Annotated in this window: 14 protein-coding genes; 5 read left to right on the top strand and 9 right to left on the bottom strand. The window is 62.8% G+C overall.

Going from position 1 to position 15,194, the window contains the following annotated elements; genetic code table 11:
* The first annotated feature begins 69 nt into the window (after positions 1 to 69).
* Positions 70 to 915 carry a RibD family protein gene (locus KZO83_RS03275; RefSeq protein WP_247619751.1) on the top strand — a complete coding sequence of 282 codons (846 nt, stop codon included), beginning with the start codon at positions 70 to 72 and terminating at the stop codon, positions 913 to 915.
* 145 nt (positions 916 to 1,060) lie between these two features.
* Here the strand turns inward: KZO83_RS03275 and KZO83_RS03280 are convergent, their stop codons facing one another.
* The 5 genes from KZO83_RS03280 to KZO83_RS03300 form a co-directional block, all read right to left on the bottom strand.
* Positions 1,061 to 2,041, bottom strand: a complete 981-nt coding sequence (locus KZO83_RS03280; protein ID WP_247619752.1) for a lysylphosphatidylglycerol synthase transmembrane domain-containing protein — start codon at positions 2,039 to 2,041, stop codon at positions 1,061 to 1,063.
* Positions 2,028 to 2,894 (bottom strand): class I SAM-dependent methyltransferase, encoded by an 867-nt coding sequence (locus KZO83_RS03285; RefSeq protein WP_247619753.1) that lies wholly within the window; start codon positions 2,892 to 2,894, stop codon positions 2,028 to 2,030. Before KZO83_RS03285 ends, KZO83_RS03280 begins: the two co-directional genes overlap by 14 nt.
* Positions 2,891 to 3,940: a glycosyltransferase family 4 protein gene (locus KZO83_RS03290; protein WP_247619754.1), complete on the bottom strand. Its 1,050-nt coding sequence runs from the start codon at positions 3,938 to 3,940 to the stop codon at positions 2,891 to 2,893. Before KZO83_RS03290 ends, KZO83_RS03285 begins: the two co-directional genes overlap by 4 nt.
* Positions 3,937 to 4,335, bottom strand: a complete 399-nt coding sequence (locus tag KZO83_RS03295; protein ID WP_247619755.1) for a 6-pyruvoyl trahydropterin synthase family protein — start codon at positions 4,333 to 4,335, stop codon at positions 3,937 to 3,939. The genes KZO83_RS03290 and KZO83_RS03295 overlap by 4 nt, the downstream gene beginning before the upstream one ends.
* Before the next feature lie 80 nt (positions 4,336 to 4,415).
* On the bottom strand, positions 4,416 to 5,393 hold the full coding sequence (locus KZO83_RS03300; protein ID WP_247619756.1) for a zinc-dependent alcohol dehydrogenase: 978 nt from the start codon (positions 5,391 to 5,393) through the stop codon (positions 4,416 to 4,418).
* A gap of 179 nt (positions 5,394 to 5,572) precedes the next feature.
* Here KZO83_RS03300 and KZO83_RS03305 point away from each other — a divergent pair, with 179 nt between their 5' ends.
* Positions 5,573 to 6,325 (top strand): CDP-alcohol phosphatidyltransferase family protein, encoded by a 753-nt coding sequence (locus KZO83_RS03305; protein ID WP_247619757.1) that lies wholly within the window; start codon positions 5,573 to 5,575, stop codon positions 6,323 to 6,325.
* A gap of 83 nt (positions 6,326 to 6,408) precedes the next feature.
* On the opposite strand, the gene KZO83_RS03310 is transcribed toward KZO83_RS03305, so the two are convergent.
* Complete coding sequence (locus KZO83_RS03310) at positions 6,409 to 7,221, bottom strand: helix-turn-helix domain-containing protein (protein WP_178999397.1); 813 nt, start codon at positions 7,219 to 7,221, stop codon at positions 6,409 to 6,411.
* 228 nt (positions 7,222 to 7,449) lie between these two features.
* Between KZO83_RS03310 and KZO83_RS03315 the strand changes: the two genes are divergently transcribed.
* Together KZO83_RS03315 and KZO83_RS03320 are read left to right on the top strand one after the other, a co-directional pair.
* Complete coding sequence (locus KZO83_RS03315; RefSeq protein WP_247619758.1) at positions 7,450 to 8,799, top strand: glutamine synthetase family protein; 1,350 nt, start codon at positions 7,450 to 7,452, stop codon at positions 8,797 to 8,799.
* Between the two features lie 41 nt (positions 8,800 to 8,840).
* Entirely contained in the window at positions 8,841 to 9,572 is a 732-nt protein-coding gene (locus tag KZO83_RS03320; protein ID WP_247619759.1) for a glutamine amidotransferase-related protein, read from the top strand.
* Between the two features lie 118 nt (positions 9,573 to 9,690).
* Here KZO83_RS03320 and aguA read toward each other — a convergent pair whose 3' ends face one another.
* The 3 genes from aguA to KZO83_RS03335 all read right to left on the bottom strand — a co-directional run bounded on the left by aguA (position 9,691) and on the right by KZO83_RS03335 (position 13,736).
* Positions 9,691 to 10,803, bottom strand: coding sequence for an agmatine deiminase (gene aguA, locus KZO83_RS03325; RefSeq protein ID WP_247619760.1), 1,113 nt, complete (start codon positions 10,801 to 10,803; stop codon positions 9,691 to 9,693).
* Positions 10,804 to 10,811: 8 nt separating this feature from the next.
* The gene (locus tag KZO83_RS03330; protein WP_040244108.1) at positions 10,812 to 12,158 is read right to left on the bottom strand and encodes a Na+/H+ antiporter NhaC family protein; all 1,347 of its coding nucleotides are present in this window, start codon (positions 12,156 to 12,158) and stop codon (positions 10,812 to 10,814) included.
* Positions 12,159 to 12,338: 180 nt separating this feature from the next.
* Positions 12,339 to 13,736, bottom strand: coding sequence for an aminotransferase (locus KZO83_RS03335; protein WP_247619761.1), 1,398 nt, complete (start codon positions 13,734 to 13,736; stop codon positions 12,339 to 12,341).
* A 207-nt stretch (positions 13,737 to 13,943) separates the two neighbouring features.
* Between KZO83_RS03335 and KZO83_RS03340 the strand changes: the two genes are divergently transcribed.
* Positions 13,944 to 15,182 carry a Zn-dependent hydrolase gene (locus tag KZO83_RS03340; RefSeq protein WP_247619762.1) on the top strand — a complete coding sequence of 413 codons (1,239 nt, stop codon included), beginning with the start codon at positions 13,944 to 13,946 and terminating at the stop codon, positions 15,180 to 15,182.
* Positions 15,183 to 15,194: the final 12 nt, after the last annotated feature.

Genomic DNA, 15,194 nt, shown 5'->3' on the forward strand with positions numbered 1-15,194 from the left:
TTTTTGCGCGTCGTAATGCTTCGATGACGTGTCATGACACTTTCGTTGGCACACGGCACTGGAGACCGTATGAGCCCTGCGACACTCGATGTGGCGCTGGCCTGGCAAGGTATTCGCGAGGCTCGACGCCAGAACTGGGACGCCCATGCGGCGTTGACGCTGGCAGCCGGCCGGTTGCGAATCTGGCGCGGCGGCGCCTGGCAGGCCGACGCCCCGGTCACGGCGGAGGCGGCGGCACTGCTCGATAGCCTGCTGCCGAGCAGCGCCACGCCCGGGCGTTTCGTCATCGCGCAACTCGGGCAGAGCCTCGATGGACGTATCGCCACGGTCACTGGGGCCTCGCACTATGTCACTGGCGAGGCGAGCCGTGTGCATCTGCATCGCCTTCGCGCGCTGGTCGATGCCGTGGTCATCGGGGCGGGCACGGCTTGTGCCGACGACCCGCAACTCACCGTGCGGCATGTGACGGGGGACAACCCGGTACGCGTGATTCTCGATCCCAACGGTCGCGTGCCCGCGACCAGTGGCGTACTTCAGCGCGGCGACGCCCCGACGTTGCATATCACCCGGCATCCGTTGCCGCGCGAAACCCTGGGCGCCCATGTCGAATCGCTGGTGCCCGACGGCGCGGCCGATCTGACGCCGTCCGCGATGCTCGACACCCTGGCGGCACGCGGGCTTCGACGCGTGCTCATCGAAGGCGGCGGACAGACCGTGTCGCGCTTCCTGGCGGATGGTCAGCTCGACCGTTTGCATGTGGTCGTGGCACCGTTGCTGATCGGTTCGGGGCGCCCAGCGGTTAGCTTGGCCGAGATCGAGACCCTCGATGCCGCTCTGCGTCCGCCATGTCGCACGTTTGCGATGGGCGACGACACGCTGTTCGATCTGGCGCTGCGTCCCGGTCACGTGGGGTAAGAGGGTGTTTACAAAACAGGCGAACGATGGCAAGACAAGGCAAAATTGGCCGAAAACACGGAGTTTACATGGGGTAAATGAGTCTTTTGAGGCCGATTTTAACGCCGGATTGTCGAGTGCAGGCCTTTTGTAAATACCCTCTGCGTTATCGCGCATGGCAGCCTCCTCCGCTCTTGCTCGTTAGCGGGGCGCCTGTCGAGGTGTCACGGTCTCGACGCTGACGACGCCGGCGGCAGAGCATCCAGGCACCTGGCAGACTCGAGATCAGCACGATGACCCCGTAGATCAGCGAAATGGCCACGCCCTGGGCGGGCTCGAGCCCGGCGCCCATCCACACCAGTGCGGCGGCACTCTCACGGAGCCCCCAACCGGCTATCGAGAGGGGAATCGCCATGACCATCAGCACCGGTGGAATCAAGGGCAACAGGGTGGCGAGGTCGATATCGGCCCCTACGGCACGGGCGGTGATGGCATAGATCGTGATGTAGCTTGCCACGACACCCAGGGAGCTGAGGCATTGCCAGAGCCACATACGCGAGGCGACCAGGGCGGTGCCGAGATCGTCCAATGTGTGATGCAGCCAGGCCGGCGGGTGGCGATACCCCCAGACTCCTAGCCCGCCCAGCACGATAACCCCTGTCGTCAGCGCCCCGGGGGCATTACCCAGCCGGGCAAGGCCACCGAGCACGCTATCGCGCAAGGTCGGTGAAGCTAGCAGTCCCATTATGGCGATCAGTGCCAGCATCAGTTGGCCGGAGAGGCGTTCGATGATGACGGCGCGCCATGCCCGTGGTCGGTCCACGCTCGATCGGGCATGGCGCCAGGCTCGCGAGGCATCGCCCATTACCCCGCCCGGCAGTACTTGGTTGAGAAAGGTCGCCATGTAGTATTCCGCCACGGCACGACGTAGCGGCAGCGTTAGCCCCATGCGCCGGGCGGTCAGTCGCCAGCGCCAGGCGGAGAGCACGACCTGGGGCACGCTGAGGGCCAATGCCAGCAATAGCCAGCCCGGGGCGGGGGCGACGAAAGCGTCGCGTAGTGCCTGGGCATCCAGTCGCCAGGCGAGCAGGCCGATCAAGGCGCCGCTGACACCCAGGCGCAGCCACATGGCGTTAGCGCGGGTCATGGTCCGGCTCCGGTGCGGCGAACACATCGCGATGACCGACGTAGAGGTCGACCTGGCCTTGATCCAGCGCTTCGCGGCGACGTCGCCACCAGCGGTCGATACGTGCGCGTTCTTCCGGCGCCTGTTCGCGGGCGGCCTCGGCCCAGCCGTCGAGCAAGCTCAGGGCCAGAGGGCGTTGGGCGGGGCCCAGTCGCCAAGGACTCGGGGCATCGACGAGCCGGAAACCCCGGTCGCCGAAGGCAGTGGCGAGCGCCTGAGGGGCGGCCGTGCCCAAGGCAGGCCCGAAGCCCTTGTCGCGGCGCTGATGCGCGGCCAGGGTGGCGAACAACCAAGCATCGTCGCGATCGGTAGCATCGGCGTCGTTGGTACAAAAGCGCGTATCGCCCTCCACGCTTAGGGTGATCAGGGCGGCGCAGCGATGAACCGCACAGGCGTCGGCGAGGGCCTCGACCCAGGTGGCGCTGACCAGATCGCACAGCGCCGAGGCGGTGACCAGATCGACGTTTGTCAGCCAATCTGCCGCCAAGGCGTTCAGATCGTGTTGCTGGGTGGTCAGGCGAATCGGCATGCCGTCCATGTCGCGAAGCGGTTGGCAGCGTCCCAAGGCATGCTCCAGCAGATCGGCGTCATGATCGACGAGCCGCCATGTCTGAGGCCCGGGAAGACGCGGTGTGAGATAGCGCACGTTGGCACCGCTGCCGCTGCCCAGATCGACGAGTCGTGCTTCGCGTGCCTGGCAGTGTGCGGCAAGCCAGTCGCCGGCGGCCTGCAAGGGAGCCGTGGCGCGAGCGTCGTGGTCGGCCTGCTCGCGCATCGCCAGCCAAGACTCGCTGAACGTACCGGCGGCGTTCATGCGGCGCCTCGTTGCAAAGCGGCGGCGAAGGCCGAACCGACCTGCGACCAGTCGCGCTGCGAGGCTCGTGCACGCTCGGCGCCTTCGCGCCATGCCTGACGCTTGCGCGGGTCACCGAGCATCTCGCGCAGGGCGTCGGCAAGCGCAGCGACATCGCCGGCGGGCACCTTCAGGCCGGCCTCGTCGGGCAGGGTATGCGCCAGCGCCCCTCCGGTCGTGGTGATCACGGGCAAGGCATGTGCCAAGGCCTCGCTGACGACCATGCCGTAGCCTTCGTAATGCGAGGGCAGCACGAAGATGTCGCTGGTGTGATAAGCCTCGCTGAGGGCGTCGGCAGGCCGCTCGCCGAGCAAGTGGACGCGTTCTTCAAGGCCATGGGCGGCGATACGTGCCTGGACATGCTCGACATGCGCCGGTGCCCGATCCAGACCACCGATGCAATCGCATGTCCAGGGCAGGTCGGTCAGCGTGGCCAGCGCTTCGACGAGCACATCATGCCCCTTGCGCGGAGTGACCGTAGCCACGCACAAAAGGCGAGGCACCTCAGCATTGCCACGTGCCGGCGCGGCGCGCATCACGCCGGGTTCGACCACATGCAAGCGTTCGGCCGTCACACCGAAATCGGCGAGGCGGCGAGCGGTGAACGCACTGGTGACGATGACATCGCGCACGGCCGACAGCGCCCGGGTTTCGCTGATCGTGAAACGTTCGCGTTCGGCGTCACCAAGACCGGTTTCGTCGGCGAGCGGATGGTGAACCAGGGCGGTGAGCGTCAAGCGCTGGGCATGGGGTTCAAGTACGTCGGGCAACCCACCCATCGCGAGTCCGTCGATAATGACATGGGCGCCTTCGGGCTGGGCCGCCAAGGCGTTTTCCAGTGCCTTTTTTGCCGTGGCGTCGGGGGCGGGAAAACGCCCCTCGAGGCCGATGACCTCGACCGACCAGCCGTGTTCGCGCAGGGCCGTGACGACGCGCGCATCGTAAATGTAGCCGCCGGTCAACTGATCGGGATCGCCGGCCACGATCAATGTCAGCACTTCGCTCATATCGCGCCCTCGTAACTGGCCCAGGCGATATGCGACTCATGTAGCGTGACACTGAGGGCCGTCAGGCCATGCCCGGTCTCGCCGAGTTCGCCCTGGCGAATGGCGTGGGCGAGCCGCTCGAAAATCACCTTGGCCATGAACTCGGTGGTGGTGTTGCGCCCCTGGAACTCGGGAACCTCGTCGAGGTTGTTGAAATTGAGCTCGCTCAGCACGCGGGAAAGTGTCTGGCTGGCCAGGCCGATGTCGACGATCAAGTCGTCACGGTCGAGTTCGGGGCGCTTGAAGGCGACATCGACCACATAGGTAGCGCCGTGCAAACGTTGCGCGGGGCCGAATATCTCGCCGTTGAAGCTGTGCGCGATCATGAAATGATCTCGAACCGTTAGGCTGAACATCCGTGTGGCTCCTTTTGTATTGCCGGTATGTGTATGACCGGTTATGCGTTTTATGTGGGCGTCGTCGCATAGTGGCAGCGTCAGGCATAGCGTATGCGATGGCACAGTGGCGGGCGATCCGCGTCGCTCAGCCGTGCCAACGCGGCGGGTAGGTCAAGGAAGTCGCTTTCGCCGTCGATCAAAGCATCGAGGCGGGCATCGCGTAGTAGCGTTAGGGCCAGTTGTAGACGCTGAGCATGGCTGCGCCGCGCGCGTCTTGCTGGCGAGACACCGCCGACCTGGCTGGCACGCAGCGTTAACCGCTGCGAGTGGAAAGCCTCGCCGAGGGGCAATGTTACCTCGTCGCGTCCAAACCAACTCAGTTCGATGATTTCTGCTTCGTATCCCGCCAGTTCAAGGGCGCTGCGCAGGCCATGCGGGTTGCCGCTGGCATTGATCACGATGTCTTGTTCCTCCTCGGCATCGTGCGGGTGGCGAAACGGCAAGCCCAACGCGGCGGCCAATTCGGCCTTACCGGCATCGATGTCGAGCAGTTGCACGCGAACACCAGCCGTTTGTTGGCATAACCAGGCGACCAGGTTGCCGACCACGCCGGCGCCGATGACGCTGATCCGGTCGCCGACGCGTGGGGCGGCGTCCCACAAAGCGTTGACGGCGGTTTCCATGTTGGCCGCGAGGACCGCACGTGTGGCGGGAAGATCCTCGGGTAAGGGCACGACGGCCTCGATGGGAACGACGTAACGTGTCTGGTGAGGATAAAGACAGAAGACTTCGCGACCACACCAAGCCTCCGGCCCCTCTTCGACCACGCCGACGTTGGCATAGCCATATTTTACCGGCCCCGGGAAATCCCCTTCTTGAAAAGGCGCGCGCATGCGGGTGTATTCGCTCTCCGGGACCTTGCCTTGAAAAACCAGGCTTTCGGTGCCGCGGCTGACGGCGCTGTAGCGTGTTCTGACCAACAGCTCATGCGTCTGGCGGCTAGGCAAGGCGTGCTGTCTAATTTCACCGTGCCCCGGTGCCTGTATCCAAAAGGCTTGGGCGTTCGTTGCGAGCATGGCAAATCTCCTTATTCACCTTGAGTATCGTCCATGACACCATTCATGTACAGGTATTGTACATAGAGGCGTTTGTGTACCATTTTATTTTGAGTATTGAGTGCTATCAGCGTAGTGAAAATCGCGCTGTTTATTGGGCCTTCTGCCATAGTTAGACGCAGACGTTGGGGAGAAAGGTCATGCGTGACACATCACACCACGCCACTGGTCGCAGAGCATCGTGGGTACATGGGTTGCCGGCGGTATTGGAACTACTGTTGGGCTTGTGCCTGGTGGGGCTGTTGGTGGAAACCCTCCAGTGGCATTTGGCGGCGCCCCCTGGGCTTGGCTGGACGGTAGGGGGCGTGTATCTGGCGATGGCGGTCATGATCGTATGGGGGTGGCCAGTAGCATTGCGTTGGCTGGGCTGGGCCAATCGTGTGACCTTGCTGCGTGGGGTATTGATCGCACTGCTGGCCGGTAGTATGGCGTTTCCCGCCTTTATGCAGCGTCATGCGCTGGAAATGGTTGGGTTGGCATTGTTGGCCTTGTGCTTGGATGGCATCGACGGCTGGGTAGCACGACGTACGCATTCCGCCACGGCCTTCGGTGCCCGGTTTGACATGGAGCTGGATGCCTTCTTCATCGCAGTGTTGTGCTGCGCGCTCGTGGTGCTCGACAAGCTGGGCGGTTGGGTGCTGTTATGCGGGGCGCTGCGATATGTCTTCGTCGCGGCAGGATATGCATGGACATGGTTGCGGTGGCCGTTGCCGTCGAGTTTACGCCGTAAGGTGATTTGCGTGTGGCAGGTGATCAGCCTTCTGGCGGCGTTACTGCCTTGGGTACCGCCCTTCTGGGCCACTTGGAGTGTGGGCCTGGCGCTGGTATTGCTGTGGTACTCGTTCATGAGTGATGTTGCGTGGCTATATCGCCGCCGACGCATGTGTGTCTGACAGTGGGCTCACGATCTCGGAGAGATTAGGGCTCCAGCGACGGCTAAATGTAATGATTCAGCTCATACGCTTGATCGGCCCGTCTAGTGGTGCTCTTCAAGATGATTCAGGTGGTTGATGAACTGCGTGAAAATTTCCGCCTGAGTGGAGGTGTTCAGTCGCGTATGGATGTTCTTGCGATGCACCTTTACGGTACCGACGCTGATTTTTAGGTGGTCGGCAATCGCTTGAGAAGAAAAACCCCGCAGGATGAGGTCGGTAATTTCCCGTTCACGCTGCGTCAGCACGCCACTGGCGAAAGTGCGCAGCGCGCGCTTCATGGGGCCGTCGGAACGGCCGTATTGCAGGAACTCGTCGGACTGGATCTGCCAGAACTGGCGCATGAGCGCGCTGATGACCGGGTGAAACTCTTGTAGGGCATTCAACTCGGTGCGCGAAATGCTTTCTAGTGAGGCTTTTCGCCCGAGCGTGATGGCGCAGGTCACTTCGTCATCGAGACGGATCAAGAGATTGATTTCATCCACCAGCCCGAAGTTCTGGTAGCAGGTTTGATAGTACTCAGTGCTCTTGAAGGAATCCGGCATGATGTCGGCAAGTCGTACGATGCCGGGGGAGGCAGTGTCCTTGATGGCGTGGAAAAGCGGGTCGAGTACATAGGCATGATTGATGTACTGGCGCAGAGTATCGCTCTGCTCCGCCGGATCGGAAGGATGGACGAGAATCGGTCGCAGCGATTTTTTGTAGGTCAGTAGCAAAATCGTGTCGAAGAAACACAGAGTCGACAGGAAGGCCTCCAGCATCGCCGGAAAACTGCGCAGTCGCTGATGCTCGATGAGTACGGCCAAGTTTTTCTGCCAACTTTCATTGGTCTGTATCTGATTGACGCGATCTCTCATCGCTTGTCCTTGCTCGTGTACGCCGCCGGCAGGGCGTTATCGGGAATTTCCCCAAGGCTAAGCTAGATGGTGGGCTGGCACCAGTCCGGCGCGCCTTCGGGCCATGCGGCAGGCAGAGATAAATGACGTCTTACACCGACCGGATACCCCTGGGGTGATAGATACACCGCTATCTGGATGGGATATCTTGATGCTCTGATTTTCGAAAAGCATTCAAGAGTCACGCGTATGGCGACGCATAACAAACAGGACAAGACCCGCGATCTGGATCTCTTCATCACGGATTTGAACGGGAACTTACGCGGCAAGCGCCTGCCTGCCAGCGGTTTGAAAAAGGTTCGCAAGGAAGGGCTCAAGCTGCCGCGTTCGGTGGTGGGATTTGATTTCTGGGGCGCCGATGTTCTGGCCAATGGGCTGGTATTCGAGACCGGTGACAGTGATGGTGTTTGCATGCCTGTCAGCCAAGAGCCGATTCCTGTGCCCTGGTCGGAGGCGCCGCGTGACCAGATGTTGGCGATGATGTTCAATCCCGATGGCACGCCCTTCGAGGCCGATCCTCGGCAGGTGCTAAAGCGCATGGTGGATCGCTTCGCCGAAAAGGGGCTGACACCGGTGATGGCCACCGAACTCGAGTTTTACCTGATGGATGCCGAGTCGGAAAGCGTCCAGCGGCCGATTCCGCCGGGACTGGCCGATGGTAAAGGGCGTCGCCTCGCCAATGCGGAAGGTTATTCCGTTGAGGAAATGGATGGCTTCGAGGCCTTCTTCGCGGATATCCGCGCGGCTTGCCAGGCACAGGGGATCGGCGCCGACACCATCATTGCCGAGATGGGCCCCGGGCAGTTCGAGGTGAACCTCAACCACGTGGCCGATCCGCTGAATGCGGGCGATCAGGCGATTCTCTTCAAGCGTCTCGTACGTGGTGTTTCCCGTCGCCACGGTTATTCGGCGACCTTCATGGCCAAGCCTTACGTCGAGGAAAGCGGCAACGGCTTTCACACGCATTTCAGCCTGCTCGACCGCGACGGTCACAATGTCTTCGATGACGGCACCGAGCAGGGCAGTGATCTATTGCGCCATGCCATCGCCGGGCTGATGCAGTTGATGCCGGAGAGTATGCTGGTGTTCGCGCCGCATCTGAACTCCTATCGTCGCTTCATGCCGGGCGCCCATGCTCCGACCCATGCTAGCTGGGGCTACGAGAACCGGACGGTGGCCCTGCGTGTGCCGGAAAGCCCTAATCAGGCGCGGCGGATCGAACATCGGGTGGCCGGTGCGGATGCCAATCCGTATCTGGTATTGGCATCCATTCTCGCCGGTGCGCTGCATGGCATGGAAAACGCACTCGAGCCGGATGCCCTGGTGGAAGGTGATGCTTACGCCGAAGAGAATCCCCAATATCCGTTGCCTTGTGAATGGCAGGACGCCATCTCTCGCTTCGAGCAGAGCGAGAAACTCAGGGAATACCTGAGCGACGAGTTCGTGCGTGTCTACGCGCATGCCAAATGTCAGGAGCGCCGCCTTTTGAACGAGCGCATCTCCGATGTTGAATATGAGGCCTATCTGGGATTGCTCTGACCCCGGCCAGGCCTGATAAGACCGTGAGCGAGGAATCAGTCATGACGCTGAAAGTCGGCATACTGGCCACCGGCACGACGCCGGACAACCTGATCGAAATGTATGGTTCCTACGCCGACATGTTCGTTCGTTTGTTCGGGCAAGCCGGTTATGCCTTTACCTTCATTACCTTCGATGTCCGGGACGATATCTTTCCCGAATCAGCCGATGCCTGTGATGCCTGGATCATCACCGGCTCGAAGTCCAGCGTCTGCGACAAGACACCCTGGATGGCACGGTTGAAAGCCCTGATCCTGGAAATCTACGACACCGGACGTCCGATCGTGGGCATTTGCTTCGGCCACCAGATCGTGGCGGAAGCCTTCGGCGCCGACGTTAACCAGTACCCGCAAGGCTGGGGCGTGGGACTGCATACCTATCGACTGGAGAAGAGCGTGCCGGAACTGAGCGCCCTGGATGGCCGATTCACGCTGAATGCAGTGCATCAGGATCAGGTGCTGAGCAAACCGGAGCAGGCTGAGGTCATCGCCTCTTCGGCGTTCTGCCCGTTTGCGGCCCTTCAGTACGACGACCGCATCCTGACCCTCCAGGCGCATCCAGAGTTCGACGTGGCGTTCGAAACGCGGTTGCTTCAGTCACGTCGCGACGCCCCGATTCCGTCGACGGCGACCGACCCGGCGCTGGTCGCGCTCGACGAGGCGTCGGCGCAGACGGATTCGCTGCAGGTCGCCCACTGGATGGCCGAGTTCCTGCAGCAGGGGCGACGTCGTTGAGCGTGCTCACGCGTTATCTGAAAACGCTCGGCTTGCCCATACAACGCTCGATGTGGCCATTCGGGATCAGGCGGGCCATGTCGCGATAGCCCGATGATCCCGAAAGCCCGTGCAACGCTCAGACACGCGGCTGCTGTTGGGTGATGCAGTGGATGTTGCCGCCGCCGAGCAGGACCTCGCGGGCATCGACGGCGACCACTCGGCGGTCTGGAAACAAGTTCTCGAGAATGGCGCGAGCCTCGTCGTCATGTGCCGGGTCGAGCCTGGGCATCACCACCACCGAGTTGCCGATGTAGAAATTGACGTAGGAGGCGGCCATGCGGTCGCCCGGTTGCCGTGGACGCGAACTGCTCAGACGGTCGACGCCGCTGGCTTCGGTCTCGGCGATGGTCAGCGGGCCGGGCATCGGTAGCTTGTGCACGGTCAGCCGCCGCCCCCTGGCATCGGTGGCCGCCTCGAGAATCCCCAGAGCCTCGCGAGAGATGGCATGTTGCGGATCGCTATCGTCATCGGTCCAGGTCAGGGCCACTTCGCCGGGGGCGACGAAGCAGCACAGGTTGTCGACGTGGCCGTCGGTCTCGTCCTGGAAACAGCCCCGCGGCAGCCAGATGATCTTTTCGACACCCAGGTAGGCACACAACAGCCGTTCGATCTCGGGCTTGTCGAGATCGGGATTGCGATTGGGGTTGAGCAGGCATTCCTCGGTAGTGATCAGGGTCCCCTCGCCATCGACGTGGATGGCCCCCCCTTCGACCACCAGCGGGGTGATGAAGCGTTCGATACCGAGTACCTCGGCGATCTTCTGGCGGATGCGACGATCCTTGTCCCAGGGAAAGTAGAGCCCACCGTTGAGTCCGCCCCAGGCGTTGAATTCCCAGTCGACCATGGCCAGGCGACCATCCGGATGGGTCAGGAAGGTCGGCCCGACATCGCGCATCCAGGCGTCGTTACTGGAAAGCTCGATCACTCGGATGTGGCTCGGCAACTGGTTGCGGGCGTTCTCGTATTGATCGTCGTTGACGCCGACGAATACCGTCTCGCTCTCGGCGATCGCCCGGGCCACGGCGACGAACGCCGCCTGGGCCGGCTTGGCGCCATAGCGCCAGTTGTCGGGACGCTGTGGCCAGAGCATCCAGCAGGCGTCGTGCGCGGCGAACTCGGCGGGCATGCAAAAACCGCGTTCTGCCGGGGTGGCGGTGCGACGCTCCGTCGCGATGTCTGTGTCGTTCATGACGAACCTCAAAGATAACCTGCCGCCAGAAATACCAGCATGGCAAGGAAGGCGGCAATAAGCGCATAGGGAAGCTGGGTCAGGGCATGGGCCATGGGCGTGCAGCCGCTACCTTGGGCCGACAGCACAGTGGAGTCGCCGTAGAAACAGGCATGGCTGCCGAAGGCGCTGGCCGAGATCAATGCGCCGATCACCAATGGCATCTCGGCGTGAACGCTGCTCGCCAGCGGCAGAACGATCGGCATCGCTACGGCGAACAGCCCCCAGAACGAGCCAGTGGCAAAGGCCAGGAACGCCATGGTGACGAAGCTCACTGCCGGCAACAACTGAGCCGTCATCAGCGGTTGCAGCGTCTGGATCACGTATTCGGTGAGTCCCAGCCCATCGTTGACTTCCTTGAGCGTGAAGCCGGCGACCAGCGTGCCCAACGGCATGAGCATCGATTTGAAGCCATCGAGCGCGGTATCGAAGGTGGCGTGAAAGCTCATCAGGCGCTGGCTGAAGATCAGTACCAGTGTCACGGCCAGGGCCACGATCACGCCGCGCAGTATGTCGATATCGAAATACCAGGTGAAGAAGATCAGGCTGGCGATGGGCAGCAGGAAATTGAGCAGGTGCGGGCGGTGCTGGCCTTTGTCTTCGGTCTCCAGGGCGTTTTCCTCGGCGCCGTTGGGCATCACCTGGCCGCCGCTGGCGCGCAGTTCGGCCGTCTTCATGGGACCGATGGCGGGAATCCAGCCCAGCGCGACCAGCGGGACTACCGCGGCGGCAATCCAGGCGTAGAACATGTAGGGGATCGCCTCGATGTAAAGTCCCATGCCGCTGCCGGTCACATCGTTTTCCTCGAGCAGTCCGGCGAAGAACACGGCCCAGGTCGAGAAGGGGACCAGGATGCAGATCGGCGCGGCGGTGGAGTCGACGATGTAGGCGAGCATCTCTCGCGAGACCTTGAAGCGGTCGGTGATCTTCTTCATCGAGGCGCTGATCGCCAGGGCGTTGAGATAGTCGTCGACGAAGATGGCCAGACCGAGGAGCCAGGTGGTCAGCAGTCCCTGGCGCCGGCCGTGGATGCGACGGGTCATGACGTCGCCGAAGGTCAGCACGCCACCGGTACGCACCAGTAGCGCGATTAGGCTGCCGAACAGCCCGCAGACCAGGATGATCCATGTCACGGTGTCGTTGCCGAGCACCGTGAGCAACGTGTCGGAAGCCTGGGTCACCACGCTGGTCGGATCGATCATCAACATGCCGACCAGGGCGCCGGTCATCAGCGACTCGATGGTGCGGCGGGTGACGATGGCCATGATCAGCACAATCAGGGTGGGGAACAGGCTCCAGAGTCCGTAAGTGTCCATGTCATACTCTTTTGTGATTGTGGTGTCGGGGATCGAGCCCGTGGTTGGACCTCGGCAGGCCGCCCTGTTCGAAGGCGCGTTAAACCCTTCCATGGGCGCTATATTCGCCCCCATGGCGAATGCCCTTCTGACGGACGACCTGCCACGGCTGCTCCCATCGGGCAGGTCGTGAAGGCGCTTTTACAGGTAGCCGTCGGCCTTGAGGGTCGCTGTCGTGGCGGTCAGCGCGGCGTCGAGGATATCCACCACGCGGTCGACGGTTTCCCGCGTCCAGATCAGCGGGGGCGACACGATGTTGAGGTGTCCGACCGGGCGAATGATCAGACCGCGCTGCTGTGCCTCGAAGGCGACTCGGTCGCCCACGCGTGCCTCCACCGGGAAGAGCGCCTTGGTCTGCTTGTCGGCGACGTTTTCGAGACACATCATGAAATGGCTGCCGCGCACGTCGCCCACCGTGGCGTGTTGCGACAACGATGCCAGGCGTTCCTCGAGATAGGGGCCCACCTCGCGCACGTTTTCGCAGATCCCCTCGCGCTCGATGATCTCGATATTCTTGAGTGCCGCCGCGCAGCTCACCGGGTGCCCGGAATAGGTGAAGCCGGTGCTCAGTACGCCACCCGGTCCCTGCGGGATGGACAGCACGTCGTAGAGCGCGTCGGAGATCAGCGTCGCGCCCAGCGGCGCATAGCCGGACGACAGCCCCTTGGCGCAGTTGATGATATCGGGTTGGGTCTCGTACATCGCCTCGGAGGCGAAGAAGTGCCCCAGGCGACCGAAACCGGTCACGACCTCGTCGGCGATGTAAAGGATGTCGTTGGCGCGACACACCGCCTGCATGCGCTTGTGATAGTCCCTCGGTGCCACCAGCACGCCGCCGGCGCCCATGATCGGCTCGGCGATGAAGGCGGCGATGTTGTCGGCGCCGATCTCGGCGACGGTGTCCTCGAACTCCCGGACCAGTTGGTCGCAGTAGTCGGCCTCGCTCATCCCGTCGGGGCGCCGATAGCAATTGGCCTCGCTCAGATGAGTGACCAGGTGATCGAGGGTGTCGAAGTCCCAGTTGTTGCTGGCGATGCCGGTCAGGGTGGAGGCGAGGTAGGTGGTGCCGTGGTAGGCGTTGTTGCGTGAAATGATGCGCTTCTTGGCCGGCTTGCCGAGGCGGTTGAAGTAGTAATGCACCAGGCGGATGGTGGCGTCGTTGGCCGTCGAGCCGCCGCAGCTGTAGAAGACGTGGTTGAGGTGCGCGGGGGCGAGCTCGGCCAGCCTGGCGGAAAGCTCGGCGGCCGGGGCGTTGGACAGGTTGTTGAAGGTCGAGAAGTAGGCCATGCGGGTGGCCTGATCGGCCATCGCCTCGCCGATCTCGCGGCGGCCGTGACCGACGTTGACGCACCACAGCCCGGCGATGCCGTCGATGAAACGGTTGCCCTTGGCATCCTGGACGTAGATGCCGTCGCTGTCGGTGATCAGGTCGCAGCCCCCCTCGTGAAAGGTGCTGAAGTCGGTGAACGGGTGGATGAAGTGATCCTTGTCTTTCTGCCACAGCGCTTGGGCATCGTGGGCACGGGTCTCGATGGTCATGGTGTCGTCTCGCACGTTGAAAGCGGTCAGTGCCGGGATGGGTGGCCGCGATGAGTCGTCGTTGTGATACGTCGTTGCGTTCGCAAAGAGACTAGCGAGGAAGGGTAGGGCGGGAATATATCCTGATAGGGGTATATCGCAACGACCCGGGAGCCGCCTAATGTGTTCCATGACCCAAACACCTGACAAGCACAAAGGGGAGACTTCATGGCGGTTTCCATTGACGGCCAACGGCTGTGGGACAGTCTGATGGCGATGGCCGAGATCGGCCCGACCGAAAACGGTGGTAGTTGTCGCCTGGCCTTGACGCCGGAAGATGCCGCCGGACGACGCCTGCTGCTCGACTGGTGCGAGGCGCTCGGTTGTACCTGGCAGGTCGATCGCGTCGGCAACCTCTTCATCCGCCGCGCCGGCCAGCGCGACGATCTCGCGCCGGTGGCCATGGGGAGTCATCTGGACACCCAGCCCAAGGGCGGTCGCTTCGACGGCATTCTCGGCGTTCTGGGCGGACTCGAAGTGCTGCGCACACTCGCGGACCGCGACATCGTCACCGAGCGGCCGCTGGTACTGGTGGTCTGGACCAACGAGGAAGGCAGCCGTTTCGCGCCGGCCATGGTCGCTTCCGGTACCTATGCCGGTGCGTTCAGCGTCGTGTCGACCCTGGCCCGTGAGGACCGCGACGGCGTGACGTTCGGCGAGGCTCTCGAGGCCTGCGGTTATGCCGGCGAATCGCCGGTCGGCGAGCCGCGTCTGGACAGCTTCTTCGAGCTGCACATCGAACAGGGCCCGGTGCTCGAGGAAGAAGGCGAGACCATCGGCGTGGTGACCGGTGTCCAGGGCATGCGCTGGTTCGACGTGACGCTTGCGGGGCAGTCGGCCCATGCCGGTCCCACCCCCATGCGTTATCGGCGTGATGCCCTGGCCGCGGCGGCGCGTCTGATCGACCGGCTGCAGGCCCATGCGCTGGCCGACGCAAGCGGCGACACCAAGGTGACCTGCGGCTGCCTGGAGATCGTGTCCGCGTCTCGCAATGTGGTGCCAGGCGACGTCAAGCTCACCATCGACCTGCGCCATGTGGTAGAGAACGAACTCGACGCATTGCAGGCGTATTTCGAGGGACTGCTCAGCGAAGTGGGCGAGACCTGCGGCGTCACGGTGACCCAGGAGCGGATCTGGGCCTCGCCGGTGGTCGAGTTCGCCCCCGAATGCGTCGCTGCGGTGGAACGCGGCGCCCGTGAGCAGGGGCTGAAATACCGTCGCATGATGAGCGGTGCCGGTCATGATGCCGTCTATGTGTCGCGGGTCGCGCCGACGGCCATGATCTTCGTGCCCTGCCGCGACGGCATCAGCCACAACGAGGCCGAATACGCCACGCCGGAAGACTGTGCTGCAGGCACGCAAGTGCTCTGCGATGCGATTCTTGAACGCGCCAACCGTGCATCCTGATACTGGGAGAAC

Origin of the sequence: Chromohalobacter moromii, assembly GCF_023091865.1 — a bacterium.
Lineage (GTDB): Bacteria > Pseudomonadota > Gammaproteobacteria > Pseudomonadales > Halomonadaceae > Chromohalobacter > Chromohalobacter moromii.

Excerpts from the sequence above, each read along its gene's own strand:
- KZO83_RS03335 (WP_247619761.1), bottom strand. The coding sequence starts at position 13,736 with ATGACCATCGAGACCCGTGCCCACGATGCCCAAGCGCTGTGGCAGAAA.
- KZO83_RS03295 (WP_247619755.1), bottom strand. The coding sequence starts at position 4,335 with ATGTTCAGCCTAACGGTTCGAGATCATTTCATGATCGCGCACAGCTTC.
- KZO83_RS03330 (WP_040244108.1), bottom strand. The coding sequence starts at position 12,158 with ATGGACACTTACGGACTCTGGAGCCTGTTCCCCACCCTGATTGTGCTG.
- KZO83_RS03315 (WP_247619758.1), top strand. The coding sequence starts at position 7,450 with ATGGCGACGCATAACAAACAGGACAAGACCCGCGATCTGGATCTCTTC.
- KZO83_RS03300 (WP_247619756.1), bottom strand. The coding sequence starts at position 5,393 with ATGCTCGCAACGAACGCCCAAGCCTTTTGGATACAGGCACCGGGGCAC.
- KZO83_RS03305 (WP_247619757.1), top strand. The coding sequence starts at position 5,573 with ATGCGTGACACATCACACCACGCCACTGGTCGCAGAGCATCGTGGGTA.
- KZO83_RS03340 (WP_247619762.1), top strand. The coding sequence starts at position 13,944 with ATGGCGGTTTCCATTGACGGCCAACGGCTGTGGGACAGTCTGATGGCG.
- KZO83_RS03290 (WP_247619754.1), bottom strand. The coding sequence starts at position 3,940 with ATGAGCGAAGTGCTGACATTGATCGTGGCCGGCGATCCCGATCAGTTG.
- KZO83_RS03280 (WP_247619752.1), bottom strand. The coding sequence starts at position 2,041 with ATGACCCGCGCTAACGCCATGTGGCTGCGCCTGGGTGTCAGCGGCGCC.
- KZO83_RS03275 (WP_247619751.1), top strand. The coding sequence starts at position 70 with ATGAGCCCTGCGACACTCGATGTGGCGCTGGCCTGGCAAGGTATTCGC.
- KZO83_RS03320 (WP_247619759.1), top strand. The coding sequence starts at position 8,841 with ATGACGCTGAAAGTCGGCATACTGGCCACCGGCACGACGCCGGACAAC.
- aguA (WP_247619760.1), bottom strand. The coding sequence starts at position 10,803 with ATGAACGACACAGACATCGCGACGGAGCGTCGCACCGCCACCCCGGCA.
- KZO83_RS03310 (WP_178999397.1), bottom strand. The coding sequence starts at position 7,221 with ATGAGAGATCGCGTCAATCAGATACAGACCAATGAAAGTTGGCAGAAA.
- KZO83_RS03285 (WP_247619753.1), bottom strand. The coding sequence starts at position 2,894 with ATGAACGCCGCCGGTACGTTCAGCGAGTCTTGGCTGGCGATGCGCGAG.